This is a genomic window from Streptomyces incarnatus (genome assembly GCF_001027185.1).
In the GTDB taxonomy this organism is placed as follows: Bacteria; Actinomycetota; Actinomycetes; order Streptomycetales; family Streptomycetaceae; genus Streptomyces; species Streptomyces puniciscabiei.
The window spans coordinates 6012831-6029244 of the sequence record NZ_CP011497.1 but is presented as its reverse complement, the minus strand read 5'-3'; the positions used below and the strand labels follow the sequence as shown (position 1 = coordinate 6029244).

The following is a 16414-nucleotide window of genomic DNA, read 5'->3' as shown; positions in this document are numbered from 1 at the left end:
TAGACATCAAAAGGAGTCCGTGGGAGGCCCGGACCGTTGCCTCACGCCGAAGAGGTTTTCCGCGGCAGCCACACCAGCATCAGCACCGCCCCGCCCAGGAGCACCGCCGTACTGGTCCGGAACGCCAGCGCGTAGCCGTCGGTCAGTGCCTCGGGGCCGTGGCCGCTGCCCGTGCCGGCCGCGGCGACGGTCGACATCACGGCGAGCCCGAGCGAACCGCCCATCGTGCGCGAGGTGTTGACCAGCCCCGACACTACACCGGCCTCGCCCGGAGCCGCCCCGGACGTGGCCAGGGAGGCGAGCGGGGTCGCCGCGAGGCCCGCACCGAGCATCATCAGGATCCCCGGGATCATGATCGCGTCGAGATACGCCTCGTGCGCGCTCATCGTCGACTGCCAGGCGAAGCCGGCCGCGGCCACCAGCGTGCCCAGCACCGCCACGGTCCGCGGACCGGCCGACCGCATCGGACGCGGCGCCAGCTTCGAGCCGACGACCACGGCCAGCGAGCTGGGAACCAGCGCGAACCCGGCCTCCAACGGCGTGTAGCCGAGCACGTTCTGGGCGTAGAGGGTCATGAAGTACCACATGCAGAACATGGCCGAGCCGGAGAGGAACATCGCCGCGTTGGCCGAGGCGACCGGGCGCAGCCGGAGCAGGCCGAGCGGCATCAGCGGGGCCGCCGTACGCGCCTCGACCAGCAGGAACAGGCCGATCAGCAGCAGCCCGGCGAGCAGCGGCAGCACCGTGGCGGCGGCCGTCCAGCCCTCCGCCTCCGTCTGCGAGATGCCGTACGCCAGGGTCGCGAGGCCCGCCGTGACCAGCAGCGCGCCCGGCAGGTCCAGGCGCCGCCCGTCGCCGGCCCGGCTCTCGGTGAGCCAGCGCACCGAGCCGGCCAGCACCAGAGCGCCCACCGGCACGTTGATCAGCAGCACCCAGCGCCAGGAGAACACGTCCACGAGGACCCCGCCGACCAGTCCGCCCGCGGCCCCGCCCCCGGCGCCGACCGCGGTCCAGGTGGCGATCGCGCGCGCCCGCGCCGGTCCCTCCGGCACCGCGGAGGTCAGCAGGGTCAGCGTCGAGGGGGCCAGCACCGCCGCGCCCAGGCCCTGCACGGCCCGCGCCAGCAGCAGCTGCCAGCCCTCCTGGGCGAGGCCGCCGCCCAGCGAGGCCAGCGTGAACAGGCCGAGGCCGACGAGGAACATCCGCTTGCGCCCGTACAGGTCGCCGGCCCGGCCGCCGAGCAGCATGAACCCGGCGAAGGCGATGGCGTACGCGTTCACCACCCACTGCAGGCCGGAGGCGGTCAGGCCGAGGCCGCCGCGCATGGACGGCAGGGCGACGTTCACCACCGACACGTCGAGGACGACCAGGAACTGCCCGGCGCAGGCGAGCGCCACCACCAGCCAGGTCGGCACGGTCCTGCGGCGGGATATGAGAGGTGTGGTGTCGGCGGCTTCCAGCATGGATGTCATGCTCTCAACCCCGTTACGGTCCTTGCATCAGCATTTCGGACCACCGGGCGTAGGGCGCGGGTCCTACGCCGCGCGCAGCACCCGCCACCTCGCGCACAGCCCCCGCCGCCCGCGCGCAGCACCCCCCACCCCGCACATGCAGCACCCCCACCCCGCACACAAAGCACCACCACAACCCTGACGTCACGTCAGAATCCCATGAGCTGGTCAAGGATTCATTAGAGGCCCGAAGCAACGGAATAGTTGCCTGTGCATACGAGGTTCACCTGTCACTTATCCCTACCAGGAGGCCTCGACTCCATGACCCACACGACGACCGACCAGCCGGCCCGGAGAGCGGGTGGCGCCGTGGTCCCGGTGCTCGCCTTCGCGGGCATCGTCGTCGCGGTGATGCAGACCCTGCTCGTGCCGGTCATCAAGGACCTGCCGCAGCTGCTGCACACCGCTCCCTCCAACGCCACCTGGGTCCTCACCTCGACCCTCCTGTCCGGCGCCGTGGCCACCCCGATCATGGGCCGGCTCGGCGACCTCTACGGCAAGCGGCGGATGCTGATCCTCAGCCTCGCCGTCATGGTGGTCGGCGCCCTGGTCAGCGCGGTCACCAGCCAGCTGCTCACCATGATCGTCGGCCGTACCCTGCAGGGCTTCGCCATGGGCGCGATCCCGCTCGGCATCGGCCTGATGCGGGACATGCTGCCGCGCGAGCGGCTCGGCTCGGCCATGGCCCTGATGAGCTCCTCGATCGGCGTCGGCGGCGGCCTCGCGCTGCCCGCCGCGGCCCTGGTCGCGCAGCACACGAACTGGCACGCCCTGTTCTACGGCGCCGCCGGCCTCGGCGCGCTGTCCATCGTCCTCACCCTCCTGGTCGTCCCCGAGTCCCCGATGCGGGCGGAGGGCTCCTTCGACCTGCTCGGCGCGCTGGGCCTGTCCACCGGTCTGGTACTGCTCCTGCTGCCCATCACCAAGGGCAGCGACTGGGGCTGGTCGTCCGGTACGACACTCGGTCTGTTCGCCGCGTCGGTCGTGGTCCTCGTCCTGTGGGGGCTGTTCGAGCTGCGCGTCCAGGCGCCCCTGGTCGACCTGCGCACGACCGCGCGCCCGGCGGTCCTCTTCACCAACCTCGCGTCGATCATGGTCGGCGTCGCGTTCTACGTCGTCTCCCTGGTCCTGCCCCAGCTGCTCCAGCTGCCCAAGGCCACCGGCTACGGCCTCGGCCAGTCCATGGTCGTCGCGGGTCTGTGCGTGGCCCCGCTGGGCCTGACCATGATGTTCACGGCTCCCGTGTACGCCCGGCTGTCCGCCAGGTACGGACCCAAGGTCACCCTCATCATCGGCCTGCTGATCATCGCGCTCGGCTACGGCGGCGGTCTCGGCCTGATGGACGCCGCCTGGCAGACGATCGTCACCTCCGTGGTCCTCGGCGCGGGCATCGGCCTCGCCTACTCCTCGCTGCCCGCGCTGATCGTCGGCGCGGTCCCGGCCTCGGAGACCGGCGCGGCCAACGGCCTCAACACGCTGATGCGGTCCATCGGCACGTCGGTGTCCAGTGCCGTCATCGGCATGGTGCTCGCCAACACGGCGAACAACGTGGGCGGCGTCGCGATCCCCACCATGCACGGCTTCCGGGTGTCCTTCCTCATCGCCACGGCCGCGGTGGCGGCGGGGCTGCTGATGGCGCTGTTCCTGCCGAAGGCCTCCCGGCCGGCTCAGCAGCACACGCAGCTGCGGGCCAGCAGCGAGGAGGACGCCGCGCTGGAGCGCGCCGAAGAGGTGCTGCGGGGCTTCCGGGGGCGGGTGCTGGGCGCCGACGGTGCTCCGGTCGCCCGGGCCAAGGTCACGCTGATCGACCGGCGCGGGCGGCAGGCCGGGGCGACCGTCTCCGACGAGGACGGCGGTTATGTGCTCGCCGTGCCGGCGCAGGGGGCGTATGTGCTTGCCGCGAAGGCCTCCGGCCATGGGCCGCTTGCCTCTTCCGCCACGCATTCCGGGGAGGAGAGGGCGGTTGAACTGGATCTCTCCTTGCCTGGGGAGACCGTGAGCGCGTAGAACTCGGGGGGAACTGCCGGCCGGCGGCTGCGGGATTCGTCGTGGCTGGTCGCGCAGTTCCCCGCGCCCCTTCGGGGCGCGCTGCAAGCGCCGTACGACCGGAAGGCCCCCATGTCCGCCACCACCCCCAAGCCCGAGATCCTGGCCGCCTTCGAAGCGGCGAAGGGCTTCATGCCCGTGGACGAGGGGCTGGCCCTGTACGAGGCTGCGGTGGAGGCGGGGCGGCTGGGGCTGCCGTTGCTGGAGGTCGGGACGTACTGCGGGCGGTCCACCGTGCTGCTCGCCGACGCGGCCCGGGCGGCCGGGGTCACGGCGCTGACCGTGGACCACCACCGGGGCAGCGAGGAGCAGCAGCCGGGGTGGGAGTACCACGACCCGGAGACGGTCGACCCGGAGGTCGGCCTGATGGACACCCTGCCGGCCTTCCGGCGGACCCTGTTCAAGGCGGGGCTGGAGGAGCACGTGGTCGCGCTGGTCGGCCGCTCGCCGCAGATCGCGGCCATCTGGAACTCCCCGCTCGGTCTCGTCTTCGTCGACGGCGGCCACACCGACGAGCACGCGGGCGCCGACTACGAGGGCTGGGCCCCCCATGTGGCCGAGGGCGGCCTCCTCGTCATCCACGACGTCTTCCCGGAGCCCGAGGACGAGTTCACCGGGCAGGCCCCGTACCGCGTGTACCTGCGGGCACTTGAGTCCGGGGCGTTCACGGAGGTCTCGGTGACCGGCTCCCTGCGCGTCCTGCGGCGAACGCGAGCGGGGATCTGAGGCCCCGGTTAGAGTCGCAGACGTGTCGTACCTAGGCCCGGAGTTCGATTCCCCGCAGCCGCGCCGGCCCCGCCGCGGCCCGCTGACCGTGGCGCTCGCCGCGCTGGTGCCCGGTGCGCTGCTCGGCTGGGTGGTGTACGAGGCGGTGGGCGGCGGTGGCGACGACGGAGGCCGTACGGCCTCGGCCGCTCCGGCGTCCGGTACGTCCGGCGCGCCCTCCCCGTCCACTCGCTCCGCCTCCCCGTCCGCCCCGCCTTCCGCGACGGACGACGGCAAGCGGCCCTCGGGAGGTTCCGCGTCCGGCCCGCTCAAGGGCAAGGTCGTCGTCATCGACCCCGGGCACAACCCGGGCAACTTCCAGCACAGCGCCGAGATCAACCGCAAGGTGGACATCGGCACCAACTGGAAGGAGTGCGACACCACCGGGACGTCCACCAACGACGGTTACACCGAGGCCCGGTTCACCCTGGACGTCGCGCACCGGCTGCGCACGCTGCTGGAGCAGCAGGGTGCCACGGTGAAGCTGACCCATGACGGCGACAGCCCGGCCTGGGGGCCGTGCGTGGACGAGCGGGCCCGGATCGGCAACCAGGCGCACGCGGACGCGGCGATCTCCATCCACGCCGACGGCTCGGCGGAGGGCAACCGCGGCTTCCACGTCATCCTGCCGGGATCGGTGCACGCCGGTGCCGCCGACACCCGGCCGATCGTCGGACCCTCGCGCGACCTCGGCACGCGCATCGCGGGGAACTTCGTGCGTGACACCGGTGAACCGCCGTCCAATTACGTCGGCGACGGTACCGGTCTCGTCACACGTACGGACCTGGGCGGTCTCAATCTGTCAACGGTTCCGAAGGTGTTCATCGAGTGCGGCAACATGCGCGATAGCAAGGACGCGGCACTGCTGACCAGTGGCGCCTGGCGGCAACGGGCGGCGCAAGGGATCTCTGAGGGAATCGTGAGTTTCCTGCGCGCGTCGTGACCGGAGGGCGGAACCGACCGGACAGCCGGATCTTGCGGACGGTAGTGTCTACCGACGACGAGACGACTCACGAAGGACTTGAAGTGAATATCCGCTCCCTCACTAGAGGCGACGGCGTGGTGATCGGAGCAGCGGTGGTGCTGTTCATCGCGTCGTTCCTCACTTTCGAGAGCATCTCCGCTTTCGGCGCCAGCCAGAGCCGGAACGCGTGGGACGACCTGGGCATGGGCCTGGGCATCTACATGGGCGCGGTCATCGGTGCCGTCCTCATCGTCGTCAACCGTTGTCTGCCCCAGCAGCGCAAGGTGCTCGGGCTCGACCTCGGCCAGGTCGGCACCGCGTTCCCGATCCTCGCGGCCTGGACGCTGCTGTGGTCGCTCATCGACATCCCGGACGGTCTGGACGCCGGTGCAGGTCTCATCCTCGGTCTGATCGCCGCTCTCGTCCTCGCGGGCGGAGCCATCGCCACCCCCCTCGTCCCCGCCCTCCAGGCCCCCCTGCTCCCGGCACCCAAGCCGGTCGCCCCGCAGCCCTACGGCGCCCAGCCGCCCGGTGGTTACGGCTACCCGGGTGCCCAGCCGCAGCCGGGCCAGCCGTACGGTGCCCAGCCGCAGCCGGGTCAGCCGTTCGGGCAGCAGCCGCCGGCCGCGCAGGCGGCTCCGGCGGGGGCGCAGCCGACCGCGGACTTCTCGCCGTTCTGGTTCGCCGTGCCGGTGACCCGTCCGCTGTTCGCGGAGGACGGCTCGCCGACCCCGATCGCCGAACTGGCGCCGGGCACCTGGTACCTGGCCGTCGAGCAGCGCGGTGCCGCGCTGGTCGCGCAGACCCAGGACGGCCGCCGGGGCGTCCTGCAGGACACCTCCGGCATCCAGCGCGGCTGAGTCCGCGGCACTGCCGTAGCCGGCCCCTCGCCCTTCCGGGCGGGGGGCCGTTGTCGTACAGTCGCCTCCCGGCAGTGAACTGACGGAGCGTCAGGAGGCAGGCGCATGCGGCTCGGTCTCGCACTCGGGTACTGGGGACGCGGCCCGGACGCCGGTCATGTGCCGCTCGCCCAGGAGGCGGAGCGGCTCGGGTACCACTCGGTGTGGACGGCGGAGTCCTGGGGCTCGGACGCCTTCACCCCGCTGACCTGGATCGCCGCACGGACCTCAACGATCCGTCTGGGTACGGCCGTTGCCCAGATGGCCGCCCGTTCGCCGGCCACCACCGCGATGCACGCGCTCACCCTGGACCACCTGTCCGGCGGGCGGATGATGCTGGGGCTCGGGCTGTCCGGGCCGCAGGTGGTGGAGGGCTGGTACGGCCGCCCGTTCCCGGCGTCGCCGCTGACCGCGACCCGGGAGTACGTGGACGTCGTACGCCAGGTGCTGCGGCGCGAGGCGCCGGTGGAGGTCGACGGGCGGTTCCATCCCCTGCCGTACCGGGGGCCGGACGGCACCGGCCTCGGCAAGCCGCTCAAGCCGATCACCCACCCGCTGCGGGCCGGTCTGCCCGTGCTGCTCGGCGCCGAGGGGCCGAAGAACGTGGCGCAGACGGTCCGCATCGCCGACGGCTGGCTGCCCCTGTACTGGGCGCCGAGCCGGCCGGAGGCGTACGGGGAGGCGGTTCGGGAGCTGCCGGAGGGGTTCCTGGTGGCACCGATGGCCCGGGTGAAGGTGTGCGACGACGTGGCCGAGGGGCTGCTGCCCGTGAAGGCCATGCTCGGCTTCTACATCGGCGGGATGGGCCACGCCTCCCGCAACTTCCACGCCGACCTCATGGCGCGCATGGGGTACGAGAAGGAGGCCCGGCGGATCCAGGAGCTGTTCCTGGCCGGGCGGCGCGAGGAGGCCGTACTGGCCGTGCCGGACGCCTTCGCCGACGAGATCTCGCTGGTCGGCCCGCGCGAACGCATCGCCGAGCGCCTGGACTTGTGGCGCGCGGGCCCGGTGACCGACCTGCTGGCCCTGTCACCGGACCCGCACACCCTCAGGGTGCTGGCGGAGCTGAACTCCTAGCCGCCGTGCGCGAGCTGGGACGACGACGGCACCTGCTCCTTGACCGGGGCGCCGGCGCTGCTGCCCGCGTCCTTGACCTTGCCGATGATGTCATCGAAGGCGCCCGCCGCGTTCCCGTCGCCGCTGCGCAGCTTGGCGGGGAGGTTCTTCAGGCCGTCGATGGCGGCGTTGAGGGGGGCGAGTGCCTTCGACAGCAGGGGGTCGCCCTGGGCGTTGCGGACGGCCGCCTTGAGCCGGTTGTAGGTGAACGCACCGGCCAGACCGGCCTTGACCAGGGTCAGCTTGCGGCCGTGGGCGCCCTTCTTGAACTTGCCGGCCTTCCACGGCTTCACGATCCACTGGTAGGTCGCGCCCGCCGCGAGGCCCGCGTTGGCCACGAACCGGGCCTTGGCGAACTTCTGCCGTTCGGCGGAGGTCGTCGGGCTGGGGGTGGCGGCGGGGGCGGCCTGGACCGCCGCGGTGTCCTTCGTACTGGTCTTCTCGCTGCTGCCGCAGGCGGTGGAACCGGCCAGCAGGGCGCAGCACACGGTGAGCGCCACCACGAGGCGCCGTATCGGTACGGGCACGGGGTCCTCCGGACGTGTCCTCCCCGAGTGGTCTGCTTCCTCCAGCAGGCTCACCCGGGACGGCCGGGTACGCCACTCGGCCGCCGCCGTTCGGGTTTCGCCGCGCGCCGCCCGGCAATCCGGAGAGTATGTCCCCTCGATATCGCAACAGTGCGAATCAGGCCGGGACGGTCATCGCGGTCGTCGCCGACATCATGGCGCTGATCCTCGGCCTGTGGATCCTGATGTACCTGCTGGACGCCAACCGCGCCAACAGCCTGGTCCAGTTCATCCACCACGCCGCCGCCTGGCTGGCGGGCTGGTCCCACGACCTGTTCACCTTCGACGAGGCCTGGGCGAGGGTGGTGGCCGGTTACGGCCTGGCCGCCGTGGTCTACCTGTTCGTGGGCCACGCCATCGCCAACCGGATACACCGGCACTGAGCCCGCGGGCCGGCCGCGGCGGAGCCGGTGGGCCGGCCGCAGCGGGGCCCGTGGGCCGGGCCGAGCGGAGCCCGAGGGCCGCGCCGCAGCTGAGCCCGTGCGCTAGCCGCAGCAGTCGGGGTCCAGGCCGGTCGGCAGGTACTCCCCGCCGAAGACCGCGCAGGTCGCCTCGTGGCCGCCCAGGGCCGCGACCGCGAGGAGCAGGGAGCCGGCCGTCCACGTGGTGAGTTCGCGGGGCCAGATCGCGTCGTCCTCGAAGACGTAGCCCGTCCAGTACAGGCCGCTCTCCGGGTCGCGCAGGTGCTGGATGGACTGCAGGATCGCAAGGGCGCGGTCCGACTCCCCCATCGCCCACAGGGCCAGGGCGAGTTCGCTGGACTCGCCGCCGGTGACCCACGGGTTGGGCACCACGCAGCGCACGCCGGCGCCGGGTACGACGAAACGGTCCCAGGACTCCTCAATGCGGGCCTTGGCCTCCCCGCCGGTCAGCGCGCCGCCGAGGACCGGGTAGTACCAGTCCATCGAGTAGCGGTCCTTGTCGAGGAAGCGCTCGGGGTGCCGGCGGATCGCGTGCCGGAGCCCGCCGACCGCCAACTCCCAGTCCGGCTGCGGCTCTTCGCGCTGCTCGGCGATGGCGAGCGCGCAGCGCAGCGCGTGGTGGATGGAGGAGCTGCCGGTGAGCAGGGCGTCCGCGGTGGGCGTGCCGTCGTCCTCGCGGCGCCAGCCGATCTGGCCGCCGGGCTGCTGCAGGGCGAGCACCCACTCCATGGCCGCGTAGACGGTCGGCCACAGGCGGTCCAGGAACGTGTCGTCGCCGGTGGAGAGGTAGTGGTGCCACACGCCTACGGCTATGTAGGCGACGAAGTTCGACTCGCGGGCGCGGTCGGTGACGTCGTCGTGGGCGCCGTCGGCGTAGGCGGCGTACCAGGAGCCGTCCTCGTTCTGGTGCCGGGCCAGCCAGTCGTACGCCCGCTCGGCGGCCTCGTGCTCGCCGGCCGCGTCCAGGGCCATCGCGGCCTCGGTGTGGTCCCACGGGTCCAGGTGGTGCCCGCGGAACCAGGGGATCGCGCCGTCCTCCCGCTGTACGGCGAGGATGCCGCGGACGGTGGCGGCAGCCTGCTCGGCGGTGAGGACCCCGGGCAGGACGAGGTGTTCTGTCCGGGGGGTGGTCACTTGGCGGCCGCCTCGTCGTCAAGCCGCGGCAGGTGCGGCTTGGTCGCGTAGACCACGAAGCTCTTGCCGATGAGCGGGTTCAGCGCCTGCTCGGCGACCCGGGTGGCGAGCGGCTTCTTCATGATGTCCCAGACCAGCAGCTTGTGGTACGCGCGCACCGGCAGCGCCTTGTCGTTGTCGACGCCGAACGCGCACTTCAGCCACCAGTACGGCGAGTGCAGCGCGTGTGCGTGGTGGCTGCCGTACGGCTTCAGGCCCGCCTGGCGGATCTTCGCCACGAGTTCGTCGGCCTTGTAGATGCGGATGTGGCCGCCCTCGACCTCGTGGTAGGCGTCGGACAGCGCCCAGCAGACCTTCTCCGGCCCGTAGCGCGGCACGGTGACGGCGATACGGCCGCCCGGCTTGAGCACGCGGACCATCTCGGCGAGCACGCCCTTGTCGTCGGGGATGTGCTCCATCACCTCGGAGATGATGATCACGTCGAAGGACTCGTCCGGGAAGGGCAGGTTGAGCGCGTCGCCCTCCATGGCGGTGGCGGTGGCGCCCTCCGGTGCCTCCCCGGCCTCCTTCATCGCCGCGAACCACTTGGCGACCTCGCGGATCTCCTCGCCGTTCTGGTCCAGGGCCACGACCTGGGCGCCGCGCCGGTAGCACTCGAAGGCGTGCCGGCCGGCCCCGCAGCCGAGGTCCAGGACTCGGTCGCCCGGGGCGAGCGGGAACCGGGAGAAGTCGACGGTCAGCACGTGGCCCTGCTTTCGGAGGAGACGCCTGCAACACTGGCCGAGCTCGCGGGGGCGACACTCGGTGCGGCCGCGGAACGGCCGGGGATCGGGGCCGCGGTGGGGGTTCCGCCGCGCGAGCCGGTGGGAGCGTGGGGGCGGCCGAGGTCCACGGAACGGGCCGCGCGGCCGGTGCCCGTCAGGCGGCCGGCGCGGGCGATGGCCGCCCGGTAGTGGGCCACCGTGCCCTCCGCGGCGCGGGCCCAGGTGAAGTTCCGCAGCACCCGCTCGCGGCCCGCGCGGCCGAGCCGCACCCGGAGCTCCGGGTCGCCGAGCAGCCGGCCGAGCCCGGCGGCCAGGGCGCCCGCGTCGCCGGGCGGCACCGCGAGGCAGGTCTCGCCGTCGCGGCCGGCGACCTCGGGGATCGCGCCGCCGGTCGTGGCGAGGAGCGGGGTGCCGGTGGCCATGGCCTCGGCGGCGGGCAGCGAGAAGCCCTCGTACAGGGAGGGCACGCAGGCGACCTCGGCCGAGCGGATCAGGTCGACCAGTTCGGCGTCGGAGATGCCCTTGACGAACTCGACGGCGCCTTCGAGGCCGTACCGCTCGATCGCCGCCGCGACCGGCCCCTCCTCGGGGCGCTTGCCGACGACGACGAGATGGGCGGCCGGGTGCTCGGTGCGCACCTTGGCCAGCGCCTCCACCAGGAACACCAGCCCCTTGAGCGGCACATCGGCGCTGGAGGTGGTGACGATCCGGCCCGGCACCTCGGGCACGGCCGGATTCGGCGCGAACAGATCGGTGTCGGCGCCGATGTGGACGACGTGGACCCGGTCGTCGCGGACGCCGAGGTGGTCGACGATCTCCTGCTTGGAGCTGCCGGAGACGGTGAGGACCGAGGGCAGGCGGCGCGAGACGCGCTTCTGCATGCGGGTGAAGGCGTACCAGCGGCGGACCGAGTACCGGCGCTGCCAGCCCTCGGCCGCGTCGAGCTCCAGCTGCCGGTCGACGGTGATGGGGTGGTGGATCGTGGTCACCAGGGGCGCGCCGATGTCGCCCAGCAGGCCGTAGCCGAGGGTCTGGTTGTCGTGCACGACGTCGAACTCGCCGCGCCGGGCGCGCAGATGGCGGCGGGCGCGCAGCGAGAAGGTCAGCGGCTCGGGGAAGCCGCCGGTCCACATCGTCGCGACTTCCAGGGCGTCGATCCAGTCCCGGTACTCGCCCCGGCCCGGCGTGCGGAAGGGGTCGGGCTGGCGGTAGAGGTCGAGGCTGGGCAGCTCGGTGAGGGTGAGCCGGGGGTAGCCCTCGTCGAGGACGGGGTACGGCTGCGAACCGATGACCTCGACCCGGTGGCCGAGCCGGGCCAGCTCACGGGAGAGGTGCCGTACGTAGACACCCTGGCCGCCGCAGAACGGGTTCCCTTTATAGGTGAGGAGCGCGATGTCGAGCGGTCGCTCGCCGTCGGCAGCGGGGTCCTGGTCGACGCCCGCCACACGGGCCTCAGCGGTCACTCCGTGCCCCCTTCTGCCTGCACTGTCCCGCGACACTACGCCGGGACGCTAATCTAGAACAAGTTTCAGACTTGATCGTTCAAGAGGCTCTGAATCTACCGGCAGGTAGGGGCGCTGTGAGCAGTGGATCAGGTGATTCGCGCCACGGCGCGGCGCCCTGCCATGCTGTGTGATCACGTGCCCCACAGACACCTTCACCGACTGTCACGGACGGGACCCATGCCTGCGGACATGCCTGCGGAATCCAAGGTGGAAGCCGGGACGGTCCGGCCCTCCTCGTCGCCGCTCACCGAGCGCCAGGAGGCCCGCCGCCGCCGGATCCTGCACGCGAGCGCCCAGCTGGCCAGCCGGGGCGGTTTCGACGCCGTGCAGATGCGTGAGGTCGCCGAGTCCTCGCAGGTGGCCCTCGGCACGCTGTACCGCTACTTCCCGTCCAAGATCCACCTTCTGGTCGCCACCATGCAGGACCAGCTGGAGCACATGCACGGCACCCTGCGGAAGAAGCCCCCCGCGGGTGACACGGCCGCCGAGCGGGTGGCGGAGACCCTGATGCGGGCCTTCCGCGCCCTGCAGCGCGAGCCGCACCTGGCCGACGCGATGGTCCGCGCGCTGACCTTCGCCGACCGCAGCGTCTCGCCGGAGGTCGACCAGGTCTCCCGCCAGACGACGCTGATCATCCTGGACGCGATGGGCCTGGAGAACCCCACCCCCGAGCAGCTCTCGGCGGTCCGCGTCATCGAACACACCTGGCACTCGGCCCTGATCACCTGGCTCTCCGGCCGCGCCTCCATCGCCCAGGTGAAGATCGACATCGAGACGGTGTGCCGACTGATCGACCTGACGGAACCGGGCGGGCACACCTGACCTGCGCCACTGAGCGTGCCGCGAGCCCGGCGCGGCTGGTCCTCAGCCGACCGGCGCCAAACCGCTCCACGCGCGTCCCGCGGGAGTCAGCGTGACCCACTGGTCCAGCAACCGCCGCGCCTCCTCCTCCGAGGCCGCCAGGGACACCTGCTGTGCGCCCCCGTGAACGCTGCGCCGCCGCTCCAGCGTGCCCTCGCTGCAGCAGGCGCACAGCAGCTCGAAGCTGCTCGCCGGCTCAGCGCCGTAGCCCTGCGCCAGGAACAGCTCGACCAGCGCTTCGATGTCGGAGGCCTGGCCCGCCTTCACCGTGACCGTGAACGTCGGCAGGTCGGAGGTCTCGAAGAGGAGGAGTTCGTCGAAGACGGGGTATTCGCGGCCGTCCACAACCCGGCGGCCCTTCGGTTCGCCGTCGTGGACGACGATCTCGCCGAAGCGGCGGCCGGCGGTCACCGGTACGTTCATGACCCGGCCCCGGGTCGGGCACAGCCGGTCGATCCAGACCACCTCCCGCTCCCCGCCCGTGTCCAGGCGCACGCAGGCCGGCCCGAACCGCCCGTTGATCTCGCCCTCCCCCTCCAGGAGTTGGATGCCGAAGCCGGTCCACGCCTCACGGGCCGTCGCCCAGTCGCGCTGGATGGTGGCGGCGATGCCCAGGTTCCAGTGAGCCGGTTCGCCCTCGCCGCGCGGGGCGCGGGCCGCGGCCTCGCGGCCCAGCTCGTACGCCTTCGCCCAGTTGCGCAGGAACTTGTGGGCGAGCGCGGCGTCGTACCACCACACCGCGCTCTCCGGCAGGTCCGGGAAGCCGGCGAGGACCCGCTCCAGCAGCCCGGCCGCGGACAGCCAGTCCTCGGCGTCCCATGCCTCGTACGCCTGCTTGATCAGCTGCTCGGCCTCGGACTCGTGCACGCTTCCCACCCTCGTCGGTATGTCGGAACCGCTGGAGCGTATCCGGCGGCTGCGACACCGCTACTCCTCCGGCGGGAACACCGCCTCCCCGCTCTCCAGCAGCGTGATCACGATCGCCTCCACCGGGCAGCTCTCGGCCGCCTCCAGGACGGGTTCGCCGGCGTCGGTGTCCGGCCGGACCGGATGGGACTGGCGGGCGGAGTCGAGGCGGAAGGCGTGCGGGGCGTGGTGGAGGCACTGGGCCGAGCCGATGCACACCGACCGGTCGACCTCGACGTGCCAGCGGTCGCCCATCGCCTACGCCCCCGCCGGCAGGTGGATCATCTTGTGCTCGAGGTAGGCGCCGTACCCCTCCGGGCCGAACTCCCGCCCCAGGCCCGAATTCTTGTAGCCGCCGAACGGGCCCAGCATGTCCAGGCTGAAGGTGTTGACCGAGTAGGTGCCGGTGCGGACCTGCCGCGCCACGTCGACGCCGCGCTCGACGTCGGCCGTCCACACGCTGCCGGACAGGCCGTAGTCCGAGTCGTTGGCGATCTTCACGGCCTCCTGCTCGTCGCCGTACGGGAGCAGGCAGATGACCGGCCCGAAGATCTCCTCGCGGGCGATGCGCATGGAGTTGTCCACGTCTCCGAAGAGGGTCGGTTCGACGTACCAGCCGCGGTCGAGCCCCGCCGGGCGGCCTCCGCCGGTGAGGACCTTGGCGCCCTCCTCCTGGCCGATCCGGATGTAGTCGAGGTTGCGCTGCTGCTGGCGGCGGGCGACCAGCGGGCCGACCTGGGTCGCCGGGTCCAGCGGGTCGCCGACCTTCAGCGCGCCGGCCGCTGCCGCGAAGGCGTCGGCGAACTCGTCGTAGCGTGCGCGCGGTACGAGGATGCGGGTCTGGGCCACGCACGCCTGCCCGTTGTTCATCCAGGCCGCCGGGACGATGCCGGCCACCGCCGTCTGCACGTCCGCGTCCGGCAGGACGACCGCCGCCGACTTCCCGCCCAGCTCCAGCGTGACCCGGGTGAGGTTGCGCGCGGCGACCTCCATCACGCGCTTGCCGGCCGCGACCGAGCCGGTGAAGGAGATCTTGTCGACGCCGGAGTGGCCCACCAGGTACTCGCTGACCTCGCGGTCGGCGGGAAGGATGGACAGCACGCCCTCGGGCAGACCGGCCTCCCGCACGATCTCCCCCAGGAGATACGCGTCGAGCGGGGACTCCGGGGACGGCTTCAGTACGACCGTGCAGCCGGCCAGCAGCGCGGGCGCGAGCTTGGCGGCGGCGACGAACTGCGGCACGTTCCACGGGACCACGGCCGCGACCACACCGACCGGTTCGCGGCGCACGAGGATCGGCCCGAGGACACCGTCCCGGCGCTCCTCGTACGGGTAGTCCCGCGCCACCCTGATCGCGGCGTCCCACACCATCATCGCGCCGAGCGCCTGGGCGAGGACGCTCCAGGAGTAGGGGGAGCCGTTCTGCGCGGAGATCACCCGGGCGATCTCCTCGTGCCGGGCGGCGATGCCGTCCTTGATGCGGGTGACGACCTCGATCCGCTCCTCAAGGCTCGCCCGCGGCCACGGCCCCTCGTCGAACGCCCGGCGCGCGACGGCCACGGCCCGGTCCACGTCCTGCCGCGAGGCGTGCGGCACCCGTCCGATGACCTCCTCGGTGTGCGGGGACACCACCTCGATCACGTCCTTGCCCAGGGGCTCGGTCAACTCCCCGCCGATGAACAGCTGTCCGTGTTCCACGAGCTCGGTCATGGCCGACTGCCTCCCACCGCACCGCATGTTTCTGACGCTGTTTCAGAACTGATATCAGTTCTAGTTAAACTAGGCCAGACCTAGGGCCGGATAGGCCCCCACCAGCCACTTTTCCGCTGGTGGGGGTGCCTTTATGCCGCCTGGGCCGTCTGTGGGCCGTCGTTGCCTTCACCGGCCGCCCGATACATGCCGTCGACCGCCCTCCGCGTGCGGCTCTCGCTGCTCGGCATGAGGTGCGTGTAGACCCTCAGCGTGAACCCTGGGTCGCTGTGCCCCAGGTACCGGCTCAGCGCCTTGATGTTCTCGCCGGCGTCGAGCAGAACGGACGCGTAGAAGTGCCTGAGCGCGTGCATGCCGTCCTCCCGGGATTCCGCGATCCGCCGGCCCGGCTCAGGCTCAGGGAGCACTCCGGCGGCCACCAGGGCGGGCTTCCAGGCGTCCCGGTTGAAGTTGTGACGCAGGAGCGCACCGCCCTCGGGAGCGGTGAACATGAGCTCCAACGAGCGACTGCGGTCAGCCCTCTTGGCACAGAACATGACCGTGCAACAGCTCGCAGAAGCGATCAAGGTCAATCCGAAGACCGTCGAACGCTGGATCACGCAGGGCAAGGTCCCTTACCGGCGCCATCAGTACGCCACTGCGTCCGTGCTGAATGTTGACGTCACAACGCTGGGGGAGGACACCCGCTCACTCGACAGCGCAACTGACCTCTGCAAGGCGGAGATCGTTACGGTCTACCCGCATCGTCACGTCGTACCGACCGACCTGTGGCGGAGATGTGTGAACGCGCCAAGGAACGCATCGACATCCTCGTCTACGCAGGCATCAGCCTGGCGGAAGATCCGCGTTTCCTGTGGGTCCTCAAAGCGAAGTCGCAGAGTGTCGCCATTCGGGTCCTGATGGGCGACCCCGAATGCGAGGCCGTCATTCGACGCGGCATCGACGAGGGGCACCGGATCATGGACGGCAAGATTCGGAACGCGCTGGTCAACTACCGCCCTCTGTTCACCAGCCACCCTGAGATCGCCTTCAGGCTGCATGACACCGTGCTCTACAACTCGATCTACCGTGTGGATGACGAGATGCTCGTCAACACGCACGTGTATGGCATCGGCGCCTACCTGGCACCGGTTCTGCACCTGCGGCGACTCCCGGGCGGCGGGCTCTTCGACACCTTTGCCAATAGCGTTCAGCAGACGTCGCGGTGCAAGGCCAGTGACTGAACACGACATACCAGGAGCATGA

Annotated in this window: 15 protein-coding genes and 2 pseudogenes; 8 read left to right on the top strand and 9 right to left on the bottom strand. The window is 71.6% G+C overall.

Features of this window, described 5'->3' with window-relative positions:
* Positions 1–41: 41 nt before the first annotated feature.
* A complete protein-coding gene (locus tag ABB07_RS27195; protein ID WP_208901169.1) occupies positions 42–1463 on the bottom strand; it encodes an MFS transporter in 1422 nt (473 codons plus the stop codon).
* A gap of 309 nt (positions 1464–1772) precedes the next feature.
* On the opposite strand from ABB07_RS27195, the gene ABB07_RS27190 reads away from it, so the two are divergent.
* From ABB07_RS27190 to ABB07_RS27170, 5 genes are all read left to right on the top strand, one after another.
* Positions 1773–3518 carry an MFS transporter gene (locus ABB07_RS27190; RefSeq protein WP_208901168.1) on the top strand — a complete coding sequence of 582 codons (1746 nt, stop codon included), beginning with the start codon at positions 1773–1775 and terminating at the stop codon, positions 3516–3518.
* A gap of 111 nt (positions 3519–3629) precedes the next feature.
* Positions 3630–4283, top strand: a complete 654-nt coding sequence (locus tag ABB07_RS27185; protein ID WP_208901167.1) for a class I SAM-dependent methyltransferase — start codon at positions 3630–3632, stop codon at positions 4281–4283.
* Between the two features lie 22 nt (positions 4284–4305).
* Positions 4306–5265, top strand: coding sequence for an N-acetylmuramoyl-L-alanine amidase (locus ABB07_RS27180; RefSeq protein WP_208901166.1), 960 nt, complete (start codon positions 4306–4308; stop codon positions 5263–5265).
* A gap of 83 nt (positions 5266–5348) precedes the next feature.
* Complete coding sequence (locus ABB07_RS27175; protein ID WP_208901165.1) at positions 5349–6146, top strand: DUF5336 domain-containing protein; 798 nt, start codon at positions 5349–5351, stop codon at positions 6144–6146.
* A 105-nt stretch (positions 6147–6251) separates the two neighbouring features.
* Complete coding sequence (locus tag ABB07_RS27170) at positions 6252–7262, top strand: LLM class F420-dependent oxidoreductase (RefSeq protein WP_208901164.1); 1011 nt, start codon at positions 6252–6254, stop codon at positions 7260–7262.
* Here ABB07_RS27170 and ABB07_RS27165 read toward each other — a convergent pair.
* Positions 7259–7828 carry a hypothetical protein gene (locus ABB07_RS27165; protein ID WP_208901163.1) on the bottom strand — a complete coding sequence of 190 codons (570 nt, stop codon included), beginning with the start codon at positions 7826–7828 and terminating at the stop codon, positions 7259–7261. The two genes, ABB07_RS27170 and ABB07_RS27165, sit on opposite strands and share 4 nt — an antisense overlap.
* Before the next feature lie 128 nt (positions 7829–7956).
* Here ABB07_RS27165 and ABB07_RS27160 point away from each other — a divergent pair, with 128 nt between their 5' ends.
* Positions 7957–8250: a hypothetical protein gene (locus ABB07_RS27160; RefSeq protein WP_208901162.1), complete on the top strand. Its 294-nt coding sequence runs from the start codon at positions 7957–7959 to the stop codon at positions 8248–8250.
* A gap of 102 nt (positions 8251–8352) precedes the next feature.
* On the opposite strand, the gene ABB07_RS27155 is transcribed toward ABB07_RS27160, so the two are convergent.
* From ABB07_RS27155 to ABB07_RS27145, 3 genes are read right to left on the bottom strand one after another with little or no spacing between them, the layout of a single operon-like run.
* Positions 8353–9423, bottom strand: a complete 1071-nt coding sequence (locus ABB07_RS27155; protein WP_208901161.1) for a prenyltransferase/squalene oxidase repeat-containing protein — start codon at positions 9421–9423, stop codon at positions 8353–8355.
* Positions 9420–10166, bottom strand: coding sequence for a class I SAM-dependent methyltransferase (locus ABB07_RS27150; protein ID WP_208901160.1), 747 nt, complete (start codon positions 10164–10166; stop codon positions 9420–9422). The genes ABB07_RS27155 and ABB07_RS27150 overlap by 4 nt, the downstream gene beginning before the upstream one ends.
* Positions 10160–11650, bottom strand: a complete 1491-nt coding sequence (locus ABB07_RS27145; protein WP_208901159.1) for a glycosyltransferase family 4 protein — start codon at positions 11648–11650, stop codon at positions 10160–10162. Before ABB07_RS27145 ends, ABB07_RS27150 begins: the two co-directional genes overlap by 7 nt.
* A 231-nt stretch (positions 11651–11881) precedes the next feature.
* On the opposite strand from ABB07_RS27145, the gene ABB07_RS27140 reads away from it, so the two are divergent.
* Positions 11882–12514 carry a TetR family transcriptional regulator gene (locus ABB07_RS27140; RefSeq protein ID WP_208901158.1) on the top strand — a complete coding sequence of 211 codons (633 nt, stop codon included), beginning with the start codon at positions 11882–11884 and terminating at the stop codon, positions 12512–12514.
* A gap of 42 nt (positions 12515–12556) precedes the next feature.
* Here ABB07_RS27140 and ABB07_RS27135 read toward each other — a convergent pair whose 3' ends face one another.
* From ABB07_RS27135 to ABB07_RS27120, 4 genes and pseudogenes are all read right to left on the bottom strand, one after another.
* Positions 12557–13420, bottom strand: a complete 864-nt coding sequence (locus ABB07_RS27135) for a tetratricopeptide repeat protein (protein ID WP_208901157.1) — start codon at positions 13418–13420, stop codon at positions 12557–12559.
* A gap of 60 nt (positions 13421–13480) precedes the next feature.
* Positions 13481–13714: a ferredoxin gene (locus ABB07_RS27130; RefSeq protein ID WP_208901156.1), complete on the bottom strand. Its 234-nt coding sequence runs from the start codon at positions 13712–13714 to the stop codon at positions 13481–13483.
* 3 nt (positions 13715–13717) lie between these two features.
* Entirely contained in the window at positions 13718–15169 is a 1452-nt protein-coding gene (locus ABB07_RS27125; protein WP_208901155.1) for an aldehyde dehydrogenase, read from the bottom strand.
* Positions 15170–15300: 131 nt separating this feature from the next.
* Positions 15301–15663: pseudogene (locus ABB07_RS27120) on the bottom strand (tyrosine-type recombinase/integrase); the annotation flags it as partial.
* A 40-nt stretch (positions 15664–15703) separates the two neighbouring features.
* Here ABB07_RS27120 and ABB07_RS27115 point away from each other — a divergent pair.
* A pseudogene (locus tag ABB07_RS27115) lies at positions 15704–16414 on the top strand (helix-turn-helix domain-containing protein).